This is a genomic window from Desulfonatronovibrio magnus (assembly GCF_000934755.1).
Lineage (GTDB): Bacteria > Desulfobacterota > Desulfovibrionia > Desulfovibrionales > Desulfonatronovibrionaceae > Desulfonatronovibrio > Desulfonatronovibrio magnus.
The window spans coordinates 14,352-37,102 of the sequence record NZ_JYNP01000055.1; the positions used below are offsets into that span (position 1 = coordinate 14,352).

The 22,751-nt window shown below is 45.5% G+C and carries 17 protein-coding genes; 2 read left to right on the forward strand and 15 right to left on the reverse strand.

Going from position 1 to position 22,751, the window contains the following annotated elements; all coding sequences use genetic code 11:
* Nucleotides 1–115 precede the first annotated feature (115 nt).
* On the reverse strand, nucleotides 116–1,072 hold the full coding sequence (locus LZ23_RS07215; protein WP_045212853.1) for a hypothetical protein: 957 nt from the start codon (nucleotides 1,070–1,072) through the stop codon (nucleotides 116–118).
* 4 nt (nucleotides 1,073–1,076) lie between these two features.
* Nucleotides 1,077–3,245 carry a DUF3536 domain-containing protein gene (locus tag LZ23_RS07220; protein ID WP_045212855.1) on the reverse strand — a complete coding sequence of 723 codons (2,169 nt, stop codon included), beginning with the start codon at nucleotides 3,243–3,245 and terminating at the stop codon, nucleotides 1,077–1,079.
* A 474-nt stretch (nucleotides 3,246–3,719) separates the two neighbouring features.
* On the opposite strand from LZ23_RS07220, the gene rdgC reads away from it, so the two are divergent.
* Nucleotides 3,720–4,334, forward strand: a complete 615-nt coding sequence (gene rdgC / locus LZ23_RS07225) for a recombination-associated protein RdgC (RefSeq protein WP_045212857.1) — start codon at nucleotides 3,720–3,722, stop codon at nucleotides 4,332–4,334.
* A 421-nt stretch (nucleotides 4,335–4,755) separates the two neighbouring features.
* Here rdgC and ahcY read toward each other — a convergent pair whose 3' ends face one another.
* From ahcY to LZ23_RS07270, 8 genes are all read right to left on the reverse strand, one after another.
* Complete coding sequence (gene ahcY / locus LZ23_RS07235; RefSeq protein WP_045212860.1) at nucleotides 4,756–6,177, reverse strand: adenosylhomocysteinase; 1,422 nt, start codon at nucleotides 6,175–6,177, stop codon at nucleotides 4,756–4,758.
* Between the two features lie 189 nt (nucleotides 6,178–6,366).
* Nucleotides 6,367–6,702: a hypothetical protein gene (locus LZ23_RS07240; RefSeq protein ID WP_045212862.1), complete on the reverse strand. Its 336-nt coding sequence runs from the start codon at nucleotides 6,700–6,702 to the stop codon at nucleotides 6,367–6,369.
* A 667-nt stretch (nucleotides 6,703–7,369) separates the two neighbouring features.
* Nucleotides 7,370–7,864 carry a MauE/DoxX family redox-associated membrane protein gene (locus tag LZ23_RS07245; RefSeq protein ID WP_045212863.1) on the reverse strand — a complete coding sequence of 165 codons (495 nt, stop codon included), beginning with the start codon at nucleotides 7,862–7,864 and terminating at the stop codon, nucleotides 7,370–7,372.
* Entirely contained in the window at nucleotides 7,861–9,624 is a 1,764-nt protein-coding gene (locus LZ23_RS07250; RefSeq protein WP_045212865.1) for a rhodanese-like domain-containing protein, read from the reverse strand. Before LZ23_RS07250 ends, LZ23_RS07245 begins: the two co-directional genes overlap by 4 nt.
* A gap of 68 nt (nucleotides 9,625–9,692) precedes the next feature.
* Nucleotides 9,693–10,256, reverse strand: coding sequence for a thioredoxin domain-containing protein (locus LZ23_RS07255; protein ID WP_045212867.1), 564 nt, complete (start codon nucleotides 10,254–10,256; stop codon nucleotides 9,693–9,695).
* 70 nt (nucleotides 10,257–10,326) lie between these two features.
* The gene (locus tag LZ23_RS07260) at nucleotides 10,327–11,043 is read right to left on the reverse strand and encodes a response regulator (protein ID WP_045212868.1); all 717 of its coding nucleotides are present in this window, start codon (nucleotides 11,041–11,043) and stop codon (nucleotides 10,327–10,329) included.
* A 365-nt stretch (nucleotides 11,044–11,408) separates the two neighbouring features.
* A complete protein-coding gene (locus LZ23_RS07265) occupies nucleotides 11,409–13,460 on the reverse strand; it encodes an ATP-binding protein (RefSeq protein WP_332308269.1) in 2,052 nt (683 codons plus the stop codon).
* A gap of 124 nt (nucleotides 13,461–13,584) precedes the next feature.
* Nucleotides 13,585–14,811, reverse strand: a complete 1,227-nt coding sequence (locus tag LZ23_RS07270; RefSeq protein ID WP_045212882.1) for an ABC transporter substrate-binding protein — start codon at nucleotides 14,809–14,811, stop codon at nucleotides 13,585–13,587.
* A 900-nt stretch (nucleotides 14,812–15,711) separates the two neighbouring features.
* Here LZ23_RS07270 and LZ23_RS07275 point away from each other — a divergent pair.
* Entirely contained in the window at nucleotides 15,712–16,443 is a 732-nt protein-coding gene (locus LZ23_RS07275; RefSeq protein ID WP_045212870.1) for a response regulator, read from the forward strand.
* Between the two features lie 13 nt (nucleotides 16,444–16,456).
* On the opposite strand, the gene LZ23_RS07280 is transcribed toward LZ23_RS07275, so the two are convergent.
* The 5 genes from LZ23_RS07280 to lpxB form a co-directional block, all read right to left on the reverse strand.
* Nucleotides 16,457–17,413 (reverse strand): membrane protein, encoded by a 957-nt coding sequence (locus tag LZ23_RS07280; protein ID WP_045212872.1) that lies wholly within the window; start codon nucleotides 17,411–17,413, stop codon nucleotides 16,457–16,459.
* A gap of 7 nt (nucleotides 17,414–17,420) precedes the next feature.
* Nucleotides 17,421–17,666: a hypothetical protein gene (locus LZ23_RS07285; RefSeq protein ID WP_045212873.1), complete on the reverse strand. Its 246-nt coding sequence runs from the start codon at nucleotides 17,664–17,666 to the stop codon at nucleotides 17,421–17,423.
* A 637-nt stretch (nucleotides 17,667–18,303) separates the two neighbouring features.
* Nucleotides 18,304–19,497 (reverse strand): DegT/DnrJ/EryC1/StrS family aminotransferase, encoded by a 1,194-nt coding sequence (locus tag LZ23_RS07290; RefSeq protein ID WP_045212874.1) that lies wholly within the window; start codon nucleotides 19,495–19,497, stop codon nucleotides 18,304–18,306.
* A 655-nt stretch (nucleotides 19,498–20,152) separates the two neighbouring features.
* Entirely contained in the window at nucleotides 20,153–21,139 is a 987-nt protein-coding gene (locus LZ23_RS07295; RefSeq protein ID WP_045212876.1) for a Gfo/Idh/MocA family protein, read from the reverse strand.
* A 30-nt stretch (nucleotides 21,140–21,169) separates the two neighbouring features.
* Complete coding sequence (gene lpxB / locus LZ23_RS07300) at nucleotides 21,170–22,291, reverse strand: lipid-A-disaccharide synthase (RefSeq protein WP_045212878.1); 1,122 nt, start codon at nucleotides 22,289–22,291, stop codon at nucleotides 21,170–21,172.
* Between the last annotated feature and the right edge of the window lie 460 nt (nucleotides 22,292–22,751).

The following is a 22,751-nucleotide window of genomic DNA, read 5'->3' on the forward strand; positions in this document are numbered from 1 at the left end:
TAAAAAAATCAGCCCTCTTCCTTCAGCCTTCAGCCTTCAGCCTTCAGCCTTCAGCCTTCCCCCTTCTTCCTCTTCCTTCAGCCTTCCCCCTTCCGCCCTGTTTGCTAAACACGCTTTAGCCCGGAGGACCCAGTGCACCCTGCTGGTGCAGGTAATTGAGAATATTGCCCCCACCGGTCAGTACAACCCTTCTCCCCTGACTTTCCTCAGCAATCATTACCGGCACTCCTCTGAAACCATTTGCCCTGAAAAACGACCTAATCCTGGCTATGTCGTCTGCCAGCCCGTCCATTACCTGCACATCCGGGACAGTGCCGCGCTGTTCCAGGCGCACAATTTCCATAAAAAGATTATCATCAGTGTCGCTCAGTTCAGAAATACGAGTCAGCTTGCGCAAATCCGGAGGGGCTGTATCTAAGGGATAAAGTTTCCAGGTAAAGATTTCAGGATCATTCATGGCCAGATTAACCATTACATCAGTACAATGAGGGCAGTGAAGACTGAAAAAATAATGGTATACTGGCCATGAACCGGCTTGAGGTCCAGCCCAGGTGATGGGCCGGAGCTGTTCCAGCATGGGTGCTCTGTCCGGAATACTGATCATGGCACCGGCAATGCCTCCGCCCACCCAGATGGTCAGGCCGAGAAGCAGTGCGGTTACCTGCCGTCTCACCAGGCTGAGAAGAAGCAGAGTTAATAGCAGTGCTGCCCCAACTCCCACGCACAAATGACATTGTTCCTGAATAGAAAAAAACTGAAATCCCAGAAGAGCGCCGTCAAAGGCCAGAGCACCAGCCATGAGCACCCCGATAATCAGCCACAGCCATTTTTTATCATAGCGTGAAGCAAAAAAATAAAACCCCCAGGTCAGAGTAAAAAAAAACAGCCCTCCAGTAACCAGGCTATGTTCGTCTAAGCGCACAAAATCTCCGACAATGGCGCAGGCTTCTGTGGGGCAAATACTACCCCCTCCACTGAGACGCATGTAAATGTCCAGCCCCAGGGCTGCAACCGTCAACAAGAACACTAAGTGCAGTGCTGCAGACCTGTTAAAATATGCCTTGATATTCATAAGCTTAACCCTGCCTTATAAATAGTTGTCTCAAAATATCATGATCAATCTGATTTCGTGACTCCCATAGCCTGTTCTGCACTGCAAAAAGATCTGGAAATACGCCAAGTCTAACAGATCTTGACGCGAGGTTGGCAGCACGTCCCCAGTCCGGCTCATCCTTATCTGTCAGGTTGTCTAAAATTTTAGTCACCCTTTGTTCAAGCAGCTGCTTTATGTATGGATTATACTTAATCACCTCGGACCAGTATTTTTCGAAATCTTCTGCTGCATCATTAAGGCTCAAAAAGTACTGGATAATTCCCGGACCTGCAGCTCCTGAACCGGCCAGGGGTACAGATTGTCCTTCTTCAAAGGGACAGATGAGAAAAGGTTCAAGCCTGGCCCCATGTTCAGCTGCAACAGACCAGATCTGTAATTCAGCGTCTTTTTCCAGAACGCGTAAAATATAATCTCTGAGCCTTCTGTCAAGCATATTAAGAGACATCACCCGGTCTTCATCTGAAAAAACAGATGGGCAGACACAGTTCTTATTGTCCTTCAAAGTAAAGGTGGCTTTACTGGTTTCACCGGTTTTATTCCACTTATAACTCAGCTCAACCTGACCATCACTTTTCTGTACTGAAAAATCCATACCTGGAAAGCTCATGAATTCCCTGTCACGTCCCAGGCTTATGCCCACCACCGCAAGCTGGGTCGGGCCTATTTTTCTGGGTTTGACAAGCTTACGCCAGACTTCTCTGCCATCTCCAAGGCGCTGATCATTGGAAAAGGCCTCTTCCAGGACTTCAAGAAACTGCTCTTCCACATCCAGTCCATCAAGATCCTGCATCATCTCCAAGCCTCTCAAGGCATAACTCAAAGCATTGAGGGGCTCAATCCTGGATACTTCATCAAAAAACCACGCGCAGCTGGCAAAACTGGCCAGGCCAACTCTCTGCATTTCCAGAAGCTTCAAAGCATTGACCTTCTGGGATTCATCAAGATTTTTAACCTGGTGACGGGCGATAAAATCATCCCTGGTCAGGGCTGAGCAAAGGCATTGCCCATAATCAAGCAGTGCCTGTTGTGGGTCCTTGAAATAGTCAGGCCCCTTGTATCTGTAATGCTCATCAAGGTAATACTTGAGCAGGTTCAGTGACCTGCGCAACGGTCTGCGCCACCTCTGGTTCCAATCAGGGTGCCCGCCATCAGTGCATCCGCAGTCATCTCGCCACCTTTCAACACCATGAACACAACTCCACGATGATTTCTCCCAAATCCTGACTTTCATGGTGGGTGGATTCTCGGCAAGATATGATGCATAATTAGTCAGCTGCAAAGGACTGTCATCCTTGAGAGCCTGCTCCAGAGCATAAGCCAGAGCCATCTCTCCAAACTTGAAGTGATGACCATACGATTCACCATCAGTAGCCAGGCTCAGCATGGCTGTTGTTTTTCTGGAAGTCAGCCTGTGCCAGAAACCCCCTCCATCTCGCAGAAGTTTTTCAAATGCCACTGCCTGGGAAAGAGGACCATCGTAAAAAAATACACTGATTTCATTACCTGAGGGAAGCTGGATTAGATATGGCTGGTCAGTATCCAGGGTACCTTCATCAATCCTGCGCCAGTCATCACTGTCCAAGGGAGCTACAGATTCAGCCTGTCTCGGGGCCAGGATGGTAAATTTAATGCCCGCTGCAGCAAGAGCTTCCAGGGTGTCGGTACATACTGCAGTTTCGCCCACCCACATGCCTTCAGGCTTACGCTGATATCTATGTTCAAAGTCAGCTATTGACCAGCTGATTTCAATATTGCGGTCATGATCAGTGGACAGGGGCATAATGATATGATGATAGGCTTGAGCCATGGCATTGCCATGACCAAAGTGCTGGATACTTTTCCGGTCGCCTTCAAGGATTCTGGCATATGTATCCGGACTGTGTCTTTCCATCCAGCTGAGCAGGGTGGGTCCAAAATTAAAACTGATATATTCATAACAATTAATTATGTTGAATACATACCCCTGGGAATCCATTCTCCTGGCATAGGCCAGGGGAGCGTATGATTCACGGTCAATACGCTGGTTCCAATTGTGAAAAGGCGCTGCACTGGCCTCGGGCAATACTTCGTCAAGCCAGGGATCAAACCTCGGAGGCTGGTAAAAGTGTCCATGAATACAAAGATGTGACATACATTATCCTGAAAAAACCTCCCAGCCTCTTCAGGCAGGAGAAAAAAATGGTGAATATAACAAAACATTGCCAATTTGACTGATAACAGGCAAAATTACAAACTTTATATATAGAGACATTCCTGGTTACAGGTAGCGTATTGCTCTTGCGGCTTCAGCCGCTTATTCAAAATGTGGATGTAGCCACAAACTAATGTGTTCCCGGGCTAAAGCCCCGGGAACAAGGGCTATGTAAAAGCAAAAGTCCTAAGGTGGGCTTTACCCTCACCCCAATTTAAACAAGGATCGTTAAGTTGGGGCGATAACCTTACTTTTTTAGGCTGAAGGCTGAAGGCTGAAGAATAAGGTTACTGGACATTATTGCTCTTTCAAGATTAAAAAAACTTTCTTGTTTTTTTCTACAGGATTGAAACGGTAAGTTACTAACTGTCTGATTTTGCTACCATTTCCTGGCTACTTAAAAGGAGAAATTTTATGGGTATATTAAGTTCAAGCGCCAGCATTACGAGATACAGAATTGTCCAGGATATTCCGGATGACTTCTTGACAGAAGTACCTGAACGGCTGATCAAACATAAATTCAGGGATATTGATCACACTGCGGATGAAAGGAGTTTCGGCTGGACATCCTTTGATGATATGCTGGATATGAACTGGAATTCCAGCACGCCACACAAGGGCCATTATCTGGCTTTTGCACTGCGATTAGACACAAGGCGCATCCCGCCTGCTGTGCTGAAAAAACATCTGCGACTGGCCCTGGACCAGGCCAGACAGGAACTTGAAGCCAAAGGCCAGAAGTTTATTTCCCGGGATCAGAAAAAAGAAATCAAGGAAAATGTACAGATCAAGCTGTTTGCCAAAACCCTGCCCATTCCTGCTGTATTCGATGTAGTCTGGGACACTTCCAACAACTTTATTTATCTGGCTTCTACCAGTCCCAAAATCAGAGAACTCTTTCTTGATCTTTTCAATGCCACCTTTGAACTGCACCTTGAGCAGCGTACAGCATATTTTTGTGCTCTTACCGGTATGGATCAAGGAGCAAAAAAACAATTAGATGAACTTGAGCCTGTTATCTATATCTAATGCTGGCTGTACCCGCAACCCAATTTAAATTTGGATCGTTAAGTTGGGGCGATAACCAAAATTTTCAGGCTGAAGGCTGAAGAATAAGGATCTTGGTTATTATTGCTCTTGTCAGGGTTAAAAATTATCTTGTTTTTTTCTACAGGATTGAGGCAGTAAGTTCTAAATCTGTTCCAACCTGCGTACAAACAATCATCTGCGCACAAGGTGGCAAAAAAACCGGTAACAAGGGCACTCAAATGATCGCCCCTCACTTGAGTGCCCTGCAAGGTTATTTTTGTGACTTACTCCTGACCAACCCCTCCAGCCTTCTCTTTTCTTCCTTCACCCTTCTTCCTTCAGCCTTCAGCCTTCACCCTTCAGCCTTCACCCTTCAGCCTTCACCCTTCAGCCTTCAGCCTTCACCCTTCAGCCTTCTAACTTAATACCGATAATGCTCAGGCTTGAAAGGACCTTCCACAGGCACCCCGAGATATTCGGCCTGTTTGGGTGTCAGCTTTTCCAGAGATACTCCGAGACGGCCCAGATGCAGCCGGGCAACTTCTTCATCTAATTTTTTTGACAAGACCCTGACAACAGGTTCATAATCATTTCGGGCCAGATCTATCTGAGCCAGAACCTGGTTGGTAAAACTGTTGCTCATGACAAAACTTGGGTGGCCTGTGGCGCAGCCCAGATTTACCAGCCTGCCTTCTGCAAGAACAATCACAGAGCGACCTGATTTCATAGTCCACTTATCCACCTGGGGCTTGATAACCAGCCGTTTGCAGTCTGGATTATTTTCAAGGTAGGCCATTTCAATTTCTGAATCAAAATGTCCAATATTGCATATAATCGCCTCATCCTTCATGCGCTCCATATGCTCGCCCCGAATCACATCGCAGCAGCCTGTAGCAGTAACAAAGATATCTCCCTCCTCAATAGCCTTGTCCATGGTGGCAACTTCATATCCTTCCATAGCTGCCTGCAAAGCGCAAATAGGATCAATCTCAGTGACAATCACCCTTGCCCCAAAGCCGCGCATGGACTGAGCACAACCTTTACCAACATCTCCATAGCCGCAGATTACGACCACCTTGCCGGCCACCATGACATCAGTAGCCCGCTTGATGCCGTCTGCAAGAGATTCGCGGCAGCCATAAAGGTTGTCAAACTTTGACTTGGTAACAGAATCGTTGACATTGATGGCCGGAAAAAGAAGTTCACCCTTTTTTTCCATTTGATAAAGCCTGTGTACGCCAGTTGTTGTCTCTTCTGAAACGCCTCTGATTTTCTCAGCTATTCTGGTCCATTTGCCGGGATTATTTTTAAGACTGTGGCGTAGACGTTCCAGTACAATTTCAAATTCCTTATTATCTGACTTCTCATCAAGGATCGAAGGATCCTTTTCCGCCTTCACCCCGTAATGAACCATCATAGTAGCATCACCGCCGTCATCAACAATGAGGTCTGGTCCGGAACCATCGGGCCAGGTCAGAGCCTGTTCAGTGCACCACCAGTATTCCTCCAGAGTTTCTCCCTTCCAGGCAAAAACTTTGGCAAGTCCGGCCTTGACCACTGCTGCTGCAGAATGATCCTGAGTGGAAAAAATATTGCACGAAGCCCAGCGAAGATCTGCTCCAAGCTTGTGCAAAGTTTGAATGAGCATGGCAGTCTGAATGGTCATGTGCAGGCTGCCCATGATCTTCAAACCCTTAAGAGGCTTTTCATCACCATACTCTTCTTGAAGGGCCATAAGCCCGGGCATTTCATTTTCTGAAAGCTGCATCTCCATTAAACCCCAGTCAGCCAGGGAAGGGTCAGCTATTTTATTATCCAATTTTGGATCCAAAGACAAAAACATAAATCTCCTCCTGTTAAAATCATATCAGCTGCATTGCTCATGCAGACAGCAAGACTGAAGTCTGTCCCCTGCCTGAACCTGCTGTCATGGCATTCATGAACTGATACTCTCAATCTAAAAAATAAAGCACGCAACATAGCCATCATTGTTGCGGGTGTAAACCTTTTCTTGCACGGATGAGTTGAACACTTAGTATGGTGTCTGTTTGGAAAATATATAAACACCAACATTGGGCAGTTCAATTATAAATCCATCAGCAGTGATGGTTCCGGTTATAACTCCGCCGGTTTTGGTATGCAGCCAGAGCTCATCACCTCGAACTTTCCACCTGAACCTCACCAGGTCAATTTCTGTCTCCCAGATGCCTTCACCATTGTCTTTGAGCTCTATCTGAGAGTAAACTCCTGGAATATTTTCTTCACTTCCTTTGTACTTACCCGCCATCCCTGTTTGATCAGAGCAGGCTGCAAGCAGGGACAAAATCAGGATGATCAGAATAAGTACAGGGGTTTTCTCGGTTTTCATAAGTTTTTTTCCTGCTGTAAATTACTTGTGAGTTAAAAGCTCCTCACCCGGGGGACCGGGACCGAACCTGGGAGTAACTGTCTTTAAAGTGGAGCCTGCATCCTGCAGGCTATTTAATTCCAGGCGGCTGGAAGCCGCCTCCACCTTGAAAAACAGTCCCATATTTGGAAATTGGGACAGTCCCCGCGAGGTGCTACAAACAAGACTGATGCTGCATTGGTTCCTGGTAGAAATTTGATTTAATGATAAAATTTACACAGCGAGGGACAGTCCCTGTGCCAAGTGCAAAGTTCCCATCTTTGACGGAACTTTTCTGGCAAATGTGCATCAATCATGAGCAAAAATCGTAAAAATGTGAAAATTGTAACCGTCTGATTTTATTAGCAAAACGATTCCAGTTACTTGTAAGCTCCTCACCCGGGGGACCGGGACCGAACCTGGGAGTAACTAAGAATCAGCCTTAGCGCGTTAGGGATTGCCGCGCTCGAAGACTCGCTCGCAATGACACCTGAGCTGTCAGGGATGTAGTTGCTGAAAACCTGTCATCCACGAGGGAGCCTAAGCGACGAAGCAATCTGTATGGTAAAACCATAATACTCTGAATTTATTAGCAAAACGATTGTAGTTGCTTGTTAGCGCGTCAAAGGCTCTGCACCGAATATTATTTCTACAGCCTTTTCAACATTGCCATAAACCTGTTTTCAAGATGCAGCATTCTATCGAAATAATAGATATGCACGCACATAAGCAACCATGTGATATCCCTGATAACCGTCATCCAGCTGATGGGTTCATCCGAACTGCTGAAGCATCCACAACTGATGGGGGAGTCACGCAGCAGATTGATGAGCACTGCAATGGTGAACAAAACCAGCATAAAGGCAATAAGCACTGTAGCAGACCTGGCCCTGAAGCCTACTACGAGCATGATGCCGCATATCAACTCCAGCCAGGGCATGGTTATGGCCAGGAAATTGACTGACCAGTAGGGAACTAACTGGTAGCTTGCTATGGTTTCGGCAAATTCAGCGCCGTAGTTTATCTTGTACATGCTGGCAAAAATAAACAGCCCCCCGATGTACAAACGCAGAATCAGGGCCAGGTAGGGACTTGTCAGCACTTTTAGTACAATCCCTTTATCCTGTTTCTTTTTTTTGTTCATGGCTCCACCGGCATGTTCAGCTTTTTCCACTCATTTAACCCACCGGCAAGGATCCGCACATTCTTGTGACCGCGCAGGGACAATTCGTGAGCAACTTTTTCATCGTATCTTCTACTTATATTTCGCCCATACACTATGAGCTCTTTTTCCGGATCCATATTAGCAAAGCGCATAAGATATACAAAATCAAACAGATTCAAGGGCAGACTGACAGCATCCGCGATTCTTTCCTGAGAATAAAACTCATTAGGCCTGGCATCTACAAAAACTGCAGCATTGTTCTGGTGCTTCAAGGCTGCCCAGTCAGCTTCAATCTCCGGTGCAGACGTAAAAGTCCAGGTCTTTGGTATGGGGCTGGTTCCGCCAGGGCTTGAAAGGTTGTAGGTCAGGCTTAGCACAAGAGTCAGTGAAAAAATCAGAATAAAATCAACAGCATTGACCCGTTCCAGACGTGTAAGCTCATTCTTGATGAGAGAGCTGATTCTATTGCCGGCTTTTTGTAGAACATTGACCCTATCTCTGGTCTCCCTGAGTTCTTCAATGGTTTTGGACAATTCATAATTTCTGCGTCCCAAATCGAGGTTCAGTTTCTGAATTATCTCAAAAGACAGGACATTTTCTAAGGACAAGAGAAAATTTCGGGTTAAAGAGGTCAAAAGCTCTTCTTCATCAGTACTGAATTCCTCGTCTGTAATTTTGGAACAAAAACCCATCAGTCCAAAATAATTTTCATCCAGACTGAATACTGCTCCCATATCTAAGGGCAGATCCAGGGCCTGCCCTGCAAGATGACTTGTCTGCAGCGGCTGCACCTTGAAATCAGGCAGGGAAAAACATGCCGGAGACGGATAAAAAGACAATACAAGCTGTTTGACCCTGGTCTGATCAAGCTGGTCCAGAGCCTTGGCCTTATCACCCCTGCGGGAAATAATCAGCCGGTTCTCCTGTACGTCAAAGAGCAGAATAAAGCCGCATCTGGCACTCATTGCTCCCTGAGCCATAAGTAAAAAACCGTCCAGAAGTTTTTTTTTGTCAAAAACTCCGCTCAGTTCTCTAGCCATTTCTGAAAGGGCTTTAAAGTGGAAGACCTGTCGATCAAGGTCAGACTGCGCCTTTTGCGCATGGGACAGGGCGTTGTTAAGCTGCATGTTTTTCTGAAGAAGATCTTCGTTAAGCTGTCTGACCTCTCTTGAAGAGCCAGCCATCTTCAGGCAGTCCATAAGTACTTCTGTCATGCTGAGCAGAAAGTCTGTCTCGTGAGTGTCGTAATCATTGGAGGTTATTTTCGGACCAATTCCCACAAAGCCATAGCAGTCTGAACTGAGGGTCCATTGCACAAGCACTCTGGTATCTGCAGGCCAGGCAACTTCTTTGTCCTGGCCTTGGGGAGGTTCATTAACAGTGACTAAGCGCACCTGCTTGGGCAGAACCTCTTCCAGAACATCAAGATGATTAAAATAAACGCCATAAATTTGCGGACCGCATTCCCGCAAGATCTGAGCTTCGCTGGCTGCAATTCCCCTGGACTCAAAAATGGATGTCCGGCCATAATTCTGCATGGAAACAGCAAATCCCCGGGATGTTCCCACTGTGCCTAAGATGATAAGCAGAAACTTTTCCAGGATCTCTTCCTGATCTTCGAGAAGTGTTAACTCACGTATAGCTTCATTGAGAATGCGCAGTTGATAAGCCTGCCTCTCAAGCTGTTCCAGCCTTGACTGAGATGAGCTTTCGTCTATTGTTGGGTTCTGTTTAACCATACTTAATGTTCACAAGGTAATTTCAAGACCTGAGGTTGATGGGTTTTGCATAAATTTTTTTCAACAGGTTATCCGCCTTGCGAAACAATATTTCTGATCTTTTCCATGAAAATGGACAATTCGGGAATTCTTCCGAGATGGGCATAAAGCACCAGCCCGTCACTTCTGACAATCAGGGTAAAAGGGGTGTCAGGACTGCCTATGGCCGCATGAAAGTCATACTCATAGTCTTCAAGGATAGGATAAGGAGCTTTCCAGGTATCACGCAGATATTCAATTTCCATGGAAGTTGAACCAGGGGACACACTGAACATGAGCATTGTCTCGCTTAAGACCTCGTCTCGGTTGATCCGGTTGAAAAGATGGTTAATCTCGCTGGACTGGGCATGACAGACCGGACAGTAGGCACCTACCACCTCAATCAGAAAAAAATCCACATCCAGTTTCTCGAGAGTAAACATTTCTTCTTCCATCAGGCCCATATACTGCCTTTCCTTTTCAGTGTAAGGAGCCTTAAACTGCAAGTCAGCAATTACCTGCCCTTCTTTGACAGGATTTTTATCAGCCTGGGCAGGCATGCTCAAAATAAAAACCAACAAAAAAATGATTATACAGAAAAATGACCTTTTCATGCCTCAAATCTCCTTGGAGAAATTTATATATTTTTTTAATCACTTGAGAATCATTCCTCTCATCTATACTTTATTTCAAATAGCCCAGAGCTTCCTCCTGGGTGCTGAAAACCGGAGTAATTCTGGTTATGCCCACTATTTCAAAAAACTTTTCCATATTTTCCGACATGCCTGTCAGTGCAGTTTTGCGGTTTTCATCCGAGCAGCGCGTCAGAACCTGAATCAGGATACCGATTCCAGCTCCGCTAACCGAAGTGTTTTCGCTGAAACGCAGCAGCACCGGCATATTTTGCTGTTCAAGTATTTCATCAAACACACCAACAAACAGATCTTCATGCGAGGCATTTATATTACCCTGCACATCCACCACTGCAACCCCTCCATCCCGGGACCAGGACAGCTCCTGCTCACTGCTTTCCAGAAGACTGATTCGTTCTTGAGCTCTTTTAAGTGCTGAATCAAGGGCGTTTTTTTGAATTGGCTTGTTGATAAAGTCCGTGGCATTGAGGTTCATGGCTTCAATGGTCAGATCCACATCACCATGTCCTGTAATAATAATAACCTCGGTTTGCGGGCTCATGGCCTTGATCTGTTTGAGGACTTCCAGGCCGTCCATGCCGGGCATCTTGATATCTGTGATAACAATGGCAGGCCTTTCCTTTTGAAATATTTTCAGCCCCTGCTCTCCATTTTCAGCAGTAAATACAGTATAGCCGTACACTTTTAAAAAAAGCTGAAACATGCTCAATGTGGGTTTTTCGTCATCGATAACTAATATTTTGCGCATTTGTCTTCTTCTTTTTTTGGAATAGTTTAGCTTTCTTCAAAGTAGTCAGGGGCGGTCGCTCAGAAGCTCCCCACCCGTGCGGACCGGAACCGAACCTGTGAGAAACTTGAAATAGCCTCAACGTGTTCGAGATTGCCGCGCTCGAAGACTCGCTCGCAATGACACCTGAGGTGTCAGGGATGTGGTTGCTGAAAACCTGTCACCAGCGAGGGAGCATAAACGACCGAAGCAATCTGTATGGTAAAACCATAATGCTTTGAATTTATTACCAATTTGGTTTTAGTTAATTTGAAGGTTTGCCCATATCAGCCGTCCCATGAGCAAGATCCTGCCAGCCCGGTCCCTGTAAATAAATGATCTGCTGATCATCTTCTGGCCGCTGGAAATGATACAGTAAAGGTAGTGCCTGCACCTTCAATGCTTTTTATTGCTATTTCCCCTTCGTAGTCTTTGATGATGCCGTAGGAGATGGACAATCCCAGTCCCATCCCCATTCCTGTCTGTTTAGTAGTGTAAAAAGGATCAAATATTTTTTGCTGAACTGATTCAGGCATACCTGTTCCGTTATCTGCCACACTCAAGGTCACCTGTCCATTTTGCAAACTTGTGGATATGGCAATCGTTCCCAGCTCAGGATGGATCTCTTCGGCCATTCTTTGAATAATGGCATCACGAGCGTTGGTGATCAAGTTGAAAATCACCTGCTCCAGCCTGTTTTTATGGGCCATGATGGGCGGTATATTTTCCTGCAGATCGAGCTTTATCTCTATGTTCTGCAATTTGAGCTGCTGCCCCATGATAGAAAGAACATTGTGCACCGGCTTACTGATATCTGTTTTTTCTTTGGTAAAATCGGACTTTCTGCCAAACTCTCTAAGATTATTGATTATTTCCGTAGCCCTGTCTACCTGTATACTGATTTCATGACTGATTTGGGCCATCTGCTCGTTGGATATATCCTCTTTGTTCTCATGCATCATGCTCAGAAAGTCACTGCCCATTTTAATGGCGTTGAGGGGCTGGTTCAATTCATGAGCAATGCCCGCTGATAACTGCCCCAGGCTGGTCATTTTGCTGGCCTGGATGAGCTGAGCATCCTTGTCAATCATTTCAGAAATATCAGTGGTGGCAACGATAACCGCATCCTTATTCCTGTAGCGGCTTCTGCAGGCCTCAACATTAGTGTAAAATGGGACTTGTCCTTTTTTGTAATGAATGGCCTTGGTGTAGACAAAACTTTCGTCTTCCGGATTGGCTTCGAAATAGGCAATAAATTTGTCTCTGAATTCAGGGGCAAGCTTAATGAACGGCATATTGACCAGTTCATCACGGTCATAGCCATAAGTATTCTGAGCGCTGGGATTAGCATCAATGATAATGAGGGTTCCGCAACTCAGAACAAATATGGGAGCTGGACCGCTCTTAAATAGTGAGCGATACTTGCTTTCGGATTCCCGGACCCTGTTGCGGTAGAGCTTAATGCTGCGCACCATGTGCTTGAAGGAATCACCCAGTTGCTGCACCTCATCGCCCACTTTCTTTTTTTTGACCATGCAGTCTATGCAGTATGATGCCTTTTGCGGGAAATTATCTATGTCTTGTGCTACATCCATTACCTTGTCCACATGCCAGCACGGCAGATCAGTATTGTAATAGGCTGGACAATGCTCTTCACGGTTATCCGAACTGTCCTTGAAAAGAGCAAGAGATTTCATATCTAAGTTGCCACGGCTGATTTCATCAGCCACTTTAGTGAGCTGAGATATGGATTTAGTTATGTATTTGGACAACCAGTGACTTATAAGAAATATAAGCACCACTGTTCCGAATATAAAACCAAGAAATGTAATTCGCAGTTTATGAATAATCTGATGAATATGCTTTTCTTTGAGCCCTACGCGAACAGTTCCTATCTGATAAATACCTTCCCATATGGGTACTGCAATATCATAGGCGATTGAATCCTCCACCTGAAGCTTCCTGACACTGTAACTTCTGTCAGCAGGAATTGGATTGGCGTGTATTAGTTCTCTCGGAAAAGGGCGTATAAATGTGTGAGACAAGAGTTTTTGTTCTTCATCAATAATAAAGATATAATCTACCAGGATCTGTCTTTCACCCAGTTGAGCTGCATCAAACACCAGACTTACAAGATTGGGATGATCTCTCGTCAAAACATATCCCTTGCCCTGCTCTGCAATACTCTGGGCAATGGCAATGCCGCGCAGGGTAAGTTCATTCACCAGACTGGACACAAGTATCCACCGGGCCATAATGGCAATGGCTACACTAAGCATGAGGACCATGGCCAGAGTTGTGAAAAATATCTTATTTTTCAGACTTATGTCTTGAAAACGAAACATCAGTTGCTGCCTGTTAAAATGATTAATCCGATCTGATCCAGCATCTTCCCTCAATCTTCAGCCTCATTCTTCCCTCTCCCTTCAACCTCCAACCACACTCTTCCCTCTTCCTTCAGCCTTCAGCCTTCTCCCTTCAGCCTTAAAACCGGTGCCATTCAAATTGCCAACAAAGTCCGCCTTAATTTTCCTTTACATACATTTCTCTGATTTTGGCCCAGTCTGTAAGCAGAGTCAGCTCTCCATTTCGGATGACCGTAAAGTAAACCCTGGACAGCCCCTGGTGATTATCCGGACTGAAAGATAAGGTATTGGCGATGCCCAGTGAAAAATCCTGAATTGATTCAATAGCGTCAATAAAACGTTCTCTATTGAGATTTCTGCCAGCCCGCCTTAAACCCTCCACCAGAACTTTGGCATTGATAAAGCCCTCCAAAGCAACGAGATTAGGCTGTTCATCAGGATAATAATATCTGTAACGTTCTGTAAATTCCTGGACTCCTGACAAAAGCGCCTGTGACTCTAAAGAGTCCGGAGGTGGTACAACCTGAGTCACAATAACCCCATCACCTTCCTTTCCAAGAATCCTGGCCAGCTCTTCACTGCCCACAAATGATACGTTGTGAAATACAGGATTAAATCCCTGTCTGCGGGAAATCTGAATAAATTTGGCACAGGCATCATAGGTTCCCACCATGACCACAGCCTGAGCTCCGGAATGAATAATATTTTCCAGCCCCTCTTCAATATCCAGAGTGCCTCGGGTGTAACTGCCCCGGGCCACAGGAGCCAGCCCATACTCCTTGAGAGCAAGCTCGGTCCCTTTCAGTCCGTCAAAGCCGTAAGCATCATACTGATAAAACACAGCAATCTTATCAAACCCCAGCTCTTCAACAAAATACTTTACTGCTTCCCTTGTCTCCTCATAGTATGAAGCACGAACATTTATAATATATCGGTTAAAAGGAACACGAAAATCATTGGCTCCAGAAAAAATGCCCACAAGAGGAATCCTGGCCTCTGCTATCAAAGGCAGAACTTTGACAGTCGTGGGTGTGCCGACATAACTGAAAAGGCTGAAAACCTGGTCCTCAATAATAAGTTTCTGGGTATTGGCAAGACATTGTGGTGGATCATATCCGTCATCATATGCAATAATTTTTATTTTTCGCCCATGAACTCCACCTTTTTCGTTTATATGATTGATATAAGAGAGTGCTCCCTTCAGAGTCTGGGAACCAAGAAAACTGGCATGACCAGTCAAAGCAAGTGAGGAGCCAATATAAATTCTGGTGTCAGTTACCCCATGAGTAATTTGATCATGAGGTTCTTCTCCCTGCTCAGAAGAACAAGCCAGCAGCGCCATGAACATAATCACGAAGATAGCGTATAAAGGCAGTCTATTCATATCTAACCTCCAGTAAGCTGACCTGACAGGAGTTTCACAGCCAGGACACCAAACGTTTAAAATTACTGGAAAAGAAAGTTCAAAAAATGTCAAGTGGTTTTCAAGAAGTTCAACAGATAACATAATTTCGCATGGCCGCTCAAAATCAATCTGTTGCCATTTAAACTGTTTATGGCTAAATCGGATTTATTGCACTTCTTTATTATTAGAGGCCCCTCACCCGGCGGCCCGGGACCGAACGTGTTAGTAACTAAAAATCAGTCTTAGCGCGAGATTGCTTCGCTTCGCTCGCAACAAGGATTGCCGCGCTAGAAGACTCGCTCACAATGACACCTGAGCTGTCAGGGATGTACTTGCTCAAAATCTGTCATTGCGAGGGAGCCTAAGCGACCGAAGCAATCTGTATGGTAAAGCCATAATATTCTGAATTTATTGGATATTAGATTGTAGTTACTTGTAAGTGCTTCACCCGGGCGGCCCGGGTCCGAACCTGTGAATAACTTTAGGATACTGTCACTTTTTTGGAAACTTGGACAGTCCCCGCGAGGTACTATAAAAAAGACTGATGCTGCATTGGTTCCTGGAAGAAATTTGCTTTGATGAAAAAATCTACACAGCGAGGGACAGTCCCCCTCCGGGCTGTAAGCCTCCGGGCAGGAAGCTGGGCCAGGCGCAAAGCTCCCATCTTTGACGGAAATTTTCTGGTAATTTGGCATGAATCATAAGCAAAAATCGTGAAAAACAGAAAGCGATAACTCTCTGAATTTATTTTAAGATCATAGTTGGTTAGAACACATTAATCCCGGCCACTTAAAACAACACTCATTGCATCTATTAACAAATAACTAATAACAAATAACAATTAACAAATAACTGACAACCATTATCTCTCAAGTAAATATGCTTGCACAAAATACATCTACTGACCAAGACATCACAGAACGTACCAGAGTATTAGTGGTGGACGATGAGCCGGCCACCTTGAAAATATTCTGCATGTTTCTTGAAGCTTACGGATATCATCCACTAAGAGCTGAAAGCGGACCAGAGGCACTTTCAATTTTTGCCGAAGTTCTGCCGCCGATTGTCTTCACTGACATTAAAATGCCGGGAATGGACGGCATAGAAGTGCTCAAGCGCATCAAGGCCATGGCCCCCACCACCGAGGTGGTAGTTATTACCGGACATGGAGACATGGACCTGGCTATTAAGGCCCTCAATAACGATGCTACTGATTTCATCAACAAGCCCATAAAAAGGCATGAACTGGAAAATGCACTGGTAAGGGCCGGAAAGAGGATAGACCTCAGTCAGATGAGACAGGAATGCATAAATTTTACCATCAAAAAGAAAAAAGCTGCCATCAAAATTGCCGGAAATGTTGACGCTTTTGCTGCCCCCTTTATCTGGGACGCCTACCATCAATGTTTGCAGGCCGGGGTCAATGCCGTGGACTTTATTTTTAGCGACAGTGCATCTTTCAACGGCGCAGGCATGGAAAATTTAAGAGAAATATTTGAGGATGCTCAAAACAAGGAAGTTCAGATAATTGTGTCAGGGATTTCTTCAAACTTCAAAAAAGTATTCCACGAACTTGGTCTCTCGAATTTACTCTCCACACCTGCACCATAGTTTGCCAGAACAATCAACCCCAGAAATAATATCCCACTCCTACCACAATCAGGCTTCCGGCCCTCAGGCTCTGGTTGTAAACAATGAGTCGCATGGCAAGTGCTGGATTGAAAATGCCTGCGTAGTACGGCAACTGATGTCGCACAGCGCGCATGGGAGATGACAGAATATTGCCTGTTATGAGTGCAAGAACAACCTCCTTGATGCCAAGAGCGCCACTGTCGAGTAGCGACCCGGCAGCAGCAAGTCCGGCCGAAAACTCAGCCGCAAGCTGAAGAACAACAATACTGATGGCCTGGGGTGGCAAAAAACTTAATATGCCTACATGTTCTGACATAAAGCGCTCTGTCATGGCAAAAAAGCCGGTATGCTGCAGAACATAAAATAATGTGTATATGGGCACTGTGAAAACCATTATTTTTTTGAATCGTTTGCTGAATCTTGTTTTGACCTTTTGCAGAACTTTTTTCATATTCAATTTTTCATTCGCTGGAAGCTCGCACACAACGCATTGATCTTCCTTGGCTGGCAAAATAAATCTTCCAATAAATATGACCACAATGGTTCTGAGCACAGCGGAAGAGATGGTCAGAAAAAGGTATGGAAGTGCAGCAGCCTTGATGAGCGGGGCAATGATAAAAAAGGTTGTGGGCAGATGCAGAAAGTACGTAGGCAGCGAGTTGAAAAGGTTGGAAAGGACCAGTTCTTTCCTGGTAAGCCTTTTTTGCTCGTAAGCTTCAGCCAGCATGGTATTGGCTGAAACCCCTGAAAAAAAGGCCATGGAAAAACTTGCTCCTGATATATCTTTAAGACGACCGGCCCGTACCAGAGGAGTGGCAAACATGGCCATAAAGCGCGTCCAGTTCAGGGCCTCAATAAGATTCCCCACGAACACGCCCATGGATATGAACATACATATCTTGAGCAGGGGGAAAAAAAGACCGGTCCAGAGTTCCGGCAATGAAAACATAAGCTGATCAGGCTGTCCCGGTTTCAGTCCAGGCAGCAGAAGGATTTATTAATATAGCCTCTCCTTTTCGCGACACAACATTGTTCATTTCAAGTTCCTCCAGCGCCTTGTCCAGAAGTTTAGAAGCCGCGTTCCACCTGGACTCAATGTTTTCTCTTTCCAATGGTACCTTTGAAAAATCAAGATCAAAAAGAATAAGATACAAAGATACAGCTTCCACAGACAGGCCAAGTTTAAATATTTTATTATCCATCACATCTCTCCATTTATGTAACTCTACATGGAAAATTATCAACTGGACTTAGAAGATCACCACCCGGGCAGCCCGGGACCGAAATTGTGAGTAACTTATACCCCTCGTTCCCAGGCTCCAGCCTGGGGACAAGAAAAACAGCCTTAGCGCGTTTGGGATTGCCGCGCTCGAAGACTCGCTCGCAATGACACCTGAGATGTCAGGGATGTAGTTGCTCAAAACCTGTCACCCACGAAGGAGCCTAAGCGACCGAAGCAATCTGTAAGGTAAGGCCGTAATACTCTGAATTTATTACATATACGACTCCAATTACTTGTAAGTTTATCACCCGTGCGGTCCGGGACCGAACCTGTGAGTAACTGCCTGTAAAGTGGAGCCTGCATCCTGCAGGCTATTTAATTCCAGGCGGCTGGAAGCCGCCTCCACATTGAAGAACAGTCCCATATCTGAAAATTGGGACAGTCCCCCTCCGGGCTGTAAGCCTCCGGGCAGGAAGATGTGCTAAGCGCAAAGCTCCCATCTTTGACGGAACTTTTTTGGCAAAAGTGCATCAATCATAAGCAAAAATCGTAAAAATATGAAAATTGTAACCGTCTGATTTTATTTTCAAAACGATTATAGTTACTTTAGAAGTTCATCACGCAGATAATACTGCTTGAGCAATGTATTCCTGCTCTTCCAAACGCAGATAGGGATGCATGGGCAGGCTGAAAATCCTTTGCGACATTTCATGGCTTACCGGAAAATCATCCGGAGCATAACCTAAATAATGAAAAGACTTTTGCATATGCAAAGGCAGAGGATAGTAAATAGCCCAGGGCACTTTTCTGTGCTTTAAATTTTCAAGTATACGTTCTCTATGTGCAGCATCCGAGCAGACCAGACTGTACTGGGCCCATGCGCTGGAACAATCGTCACTGATTTCCGGCACTGTGATGCCGGCCCCATTTTTCAGCAGCTGGTTGTAGTTTTCCGCCACCTGTTGACGCTTCCTGATTTCATCTGGAAAAATCGCCAGTTTTGCCAGAAGTACAGCTGCCTGAAATGTATCCATGCGAGCATTCATACCAAGACGAACATTTTCATACCTGTCCCGCCCCTGACCATGCACACGCAAAGACTCCAGCAGGGCATATATTTCCTCATCATTCGTAAAACACATGCCGCCGTCTCCATAGCACCCCAAAGGCTTGGCCGGGAAAAATGAAGTACAGGCAATCTGCCCCAGCGAGCAGGTGGATTTACCCTTGTAAGTGGCACCAAAAGACTGGGCTGCATCCACTATAAGTGCCAGGTTTTCCTCCCGTGCAATGGCGTTCAGGGATTTGTAGTCACAGGGTTGCCCAAAAAGATCAACAGAAATTATGGCTTTAGGAGTCATTTTTTCGGGCACAGAATGGCCAAGATTGCTTACATTCCCAGGGGCAGGCAGGGGAGCGGACTTTTGTTCAGGGTGGTTCAGGGATTTGATGATCTTTTCTAAGCTTTTGGGGGATATATTAAAAGTCTTGGCATCAATGTCTGCAAAAACCGGAACCGCACCAAGAAAGGCTATAGCCTCGGCAGTGGCGAAAAAAGTAAAAGGCGTTGTCAGCACTGCATCTCCAGGCTTTATATCCATGGCCAGAAGGGATAGAATCAGGGCATCCGTTCCTGAAGAGCAGGCAAGGGCATGATTTGCCCCGGTAAGATCGGCCAGTTCAACCTCAAGCTTTTTTATTTCAGGTCCCATTACATAAGCTCCATGTTCCAGTACCTGGTTCAAACCATCGTGTACCTGGTCTTTGACCAGTTGAAACTGAGCCTTGAGATCAATAAATGGTATATTCACAACCGCTCCTTTATTGAAGTATTACGCAATTTAACTTGTAAGCTCCTCACCCGGGCGACCGGGACCGAACCTGTGAGTAACTAAAAAATCAGCCTTAACACGTTAGAGATTGCCGCGCTCGCCCCAGTTGAATGGCTGCGCCTACACTGCGTGTATTCAACGAGGTAAAAAGACTCGCTCGCAATGACAGCTGAGCTGTCAGGGGTGTAATTGCTGAAAACTTGTCACCCACGAGGGAGCCTAAGCGACCGAAGTAATCTGTATGGTAAAACCATAATACTTTGAATTTATTGCATATTTGGTTTTAGTTACTTGTAAGCTCCTCACCCGGGCGGACCAGGACCGAACCTGTGAGTAACTTTACGAATCTGTCACTTTTCTGAAAATTGGGACAGTCCCCGCGAGGTACTTTAAAAAAGATTGATGCTGCATTGGTTCCTGGAAGAGATTTTCTTTGATGACAAAATTTACACAGCGAGGGACAGTCCCTGTGCCAGGCGCAAAGTTTCCATCTTTGACGGAACTTTTCTGGCAAATGTGCATCAATCATAAGCAAAAATCGTGAAAATGTGAAAAACATAACCGTCTGATTTTATTAGCAAAACGATTCCAATTACTTGTAAGCATTCATAGAAAGTATTCTGATGGTTTTGTGTCAGGGCCTTGCGATCTTTTCCAGAATAATATTGGCAACCTCCAGAGCCTGCTTGCCCTGTTCACCTGGAACTTCAGGTTCTCGGTCCTGCATAACAGCCATGGCAAACTCTTCCAGTTCCATCTTTAGAGAATTAACCTGAGGCGGAGACGGTTTTTCATACACAATATCCCTGGCCCTGTCGCCAACACCAATATTGCCCACCACCATGGCAGCTCCTCCTGGATCTGGAAGAGGATATGTATCGCCAAGCCTGAATATATCCGCCTTTTTTTCCATAAAATCCATAGCAATGTACTGATTCTTCTGAAACAGCCGCATTCTGCGCATCTGCTTAAGAGAGATTCTGCTGCTGGTGAGATTGGCCACACAACCGCTTTCAAACTTAAGCCTGACATTGGCAATATCTTCTGCCTCGGAAACCACAGCTACCCCGCAGGCGTCAATGGATTTTACCGGACTTTTCACAAGATATAAAATCAAATCAAGATCGTGAATCATCAGATCCAGCACAACACTGACATCACATCCTCTGGGATTGAACTGGCTCAACCTGTGAGCTTCAATGAACATTGGCTCAACGCGGTGCTCCCTGACCGAGAGCATGGCGGGGTTAAAGCGCTCAATATGACCCACCTGGATCTTTTTTCCTTTGGACCTGGCAGACTGAATTATTTCTTCAGCTTCCTGCACTGTAGATGTAATGGGCTTTTCAATAAAGATATGACAATCATTATCCAGGGCTTTCATGGCAACATTATAATGCTCGCTTGTAGGTACTACTATACTTACAGCATCGGCCTCAGCCAGCAGATCTTCAAGAACCTGGTAAGAATCAGTTCCGCATTCAGCGCATATTTTTTGCGCCTGGTCCTGATTGATATCATACGCACCAACAAGTTCAATAATATCACTTTCAGCGGCCTGCCTTGCGTGGAAGGTTCCAAGATGTCCAACCCCTACCACTCCGAGCCGAAGTTTTTGCATAACTAATTCCTCGCTGTTATCAATTACCTGTTATCTGTTACCCATAAACTTTAAAACCAGCCTGGCGCACTGGCGCGTGGCACCGACCCCGCCAAGCTTGGTCCGCAAATCGCTTAGACTGTTTTTAATTTCCTGCCTGCTTTCCGGGTTATCCAACAACCTCCCAGATACCTCGGTCAGGCAATCACCCCTGGCTTCATGCTGAATCAACTCTGGAAAAACTGTCTTACCCAGTATCAAATTGGGCATGCTGATATGCTTTACATGAATGAGCATTTTTCCCAGTAAATAGCTCAATGCAGAAAGCTTATAGGCAACAATAGTTGGAACCTTTAAAATGGCACATTCCAGTGTGACTGTACCTGAAGCAGCAATGGCCATTACACTTTTTCTGATAGTTTCATGTCTATTTTCCGGTTGAATATACCTGATCCACGGTCTTGGAGGACAATATTGCTGCAAAAGCTCCATAGTTATCCCCGGGGCCTGAACAATATTAAATCTCAGCTCCGGCCTTGTTTTGCGAAGATTTTCGGCACAGACAGTAAATTCAGGCAACAGGCTTGATATTTCCTTTTTTCTGCTTCCAGGTAGTAAGGCTATCTGATTGTTCTGCGGCTTTATCCTGTCTAATTCATCAAGCTGGAGCATTTCCATGAGAGGATGGCCAGTAAAGTGAGCTTTGATGCCATGATCATGAAAAAATTTCTGTTCAAAGGGAAAAATGCAGGCAACTGCATCAACATACTTTTGCAGGAACTTAACTCTGGACTTACGCCATGCCCAGATCTGAGGCGCAATATAGTAAATAACAGGAATATTCAGACCAGCCGCCATGCGGGCCAGATGAAAATTAAAATCTGGAGCATCCATGAGCACCAGCGCTGAAGGGCGCTTGCTGCGCATCAGGGAATAGACGCGCCGTAAAAGAACCGTAATCCTGGGCAGTGCACTGAATACCTCAGTCAGGCCAACCAAAGACAGTTCTTCAGAGTTGCATACGGTCTCTAACCCTGCTCGGCGCATGGCAGGACCGCCCATCCCCATTATAGACACCTCAGGCCTTACATTTCTTATGGCCTGCATAAGCATGGCCCCATAAACATCTGCTGATGATTCGCAAACATTTATCCAGACCAGATTGTTTTTCATAGGCCTGTACTTTCCATATTAGTAACTTACCGCCACAATCCTGTAGTATAATACAAGAAAATTTTAAACACTTATAAGCTCTTCACCCGGGCGGCCCGGGACCGAACCTGCGAGTAACTTTAAGAGTCTGTCACTTTTCTGGAAATTGGGACAGTCCCCGCGAGGTACTATAAAAAAGATTGATACTGCATTGGTTCCTGGAAGAAATTGGCTTTAATGACAAAATTTACACAGCGAGGGACAGTCCCTGTGCCTGGCGTAAAGCTCTCATCTTTGACGGAATTTTTCAGGCAAATGTGCATCAATCATAAGCAAAAATCGTAAAAACTTGAAACAGCCTTAACACGTTAGAGATTGCCGCGCTCGAAGACTCGCTCGCAATGACACCTGAGGTGTCAGGGATGTGGTTGCTAAAAACCTGTCACCCACAAGTGAGCCTAAGCGACCGAAGCAATCTGTA

Coding starts and splice junctions, on each gene's coding strand:
- LZ23_RS07255 (WP_045212867.1), bottom strand. CDS start 10,256: ATGAAAAGGTCATTTTTCTGTATAATCATTTTTTTGTTGGTTTTTATT.
- LZ23_RS07270 (WP_045212882.1), bottom strand. CDS start 14,811: ATGAATAGACTGCCTTTATACGCTATCTTCGTGATTATGTTCATGGCG.
- LZ23_RS07240 (WP_045212862.1), bottom strand. CDS start 6,702: ATGAAAACCGAGAAAACCCCTGTACTTATTCTGATCATCCTGATTTTG.
- LZ23_RS07215 (WP_045212853.1), bottom strand. CDS start 1,072: ATGAATATCAAGGCATATTTTAACAGGTCTGCAGCACTGCACTTAGTG.
- LZ23_RS07250 (WP_045212865.1), bottom strand. CDS start 9,624: ATGGTTAAACAGAACCCAACAATAGACGAAAGCTCATCTCAGTCAAGG.
- rdgC (WP_045212857.1), top strand. CDS start 3,720: ATGGGTATATTAAGTTCAAGCGCCAGCATTACGAGATACAGAATTGTC.
- LZ23_RS07280 (WP_045212872.1), bottom strand. CDS start 17,413: ATGTTTTCATTGCCGGAACTCTGGACCGGTCTTTTTTTCCCCCTGCTC.
- LZ23_RS07285 (WP_045212873.1), bottom strand. CDS start 17,666: ATGGATAATAAAATATTTAAACTTGGCCTGTCTGTGGAAGCTGTATCT.
- LZ23_RS07260 (WP_045212868.1), bottom strand. CDS start 11,043: ATGCGCAAAATATTAGTTATCGATGACGAAAAACCCACATTGAGCATG.
- lpxB (WP_045212878.1), bottom strand. CDS start 22,291: ATGAAAAACAATCTGGTCTGGATAAATGTTTGCGAATCATCAGCAGAT.
- LZ23_RS07295 (WP_045212876.1), bottom strand. CDS start 21,139: ATGCAAAAACTTCGGCTCGGAGTGGTAGGGGTTGGACATCTTGGAACC.
- LZ23_RS07220 (WP_045212855.1), bottom strand. CDS start 3,245: ATGTCACATCTTTGTATTCATGGACACTTTTACCAGCCTCCGAGGTTT.
- LZ23_RS07245 (WP_045212863.1), bottom strand. CDS start 7,864: ATGAACAAAAAAAAGAAACAGGATAAAGGGATTGTACTAAAAGTGCTG.
- ahcY (WP_045212860.1), bottom strand. CDS start 6,177: ATGTTTTTGTCTTTGGATCCAAAATTGGATAATAAAATAGCTGACCCT.
- LZ23_RS07275 (WP_045212870.1), top strand. CDS start 15,712: ATGCTTGCACAAAATACATCTACTGACCAAGACATCACAGAACGTACC.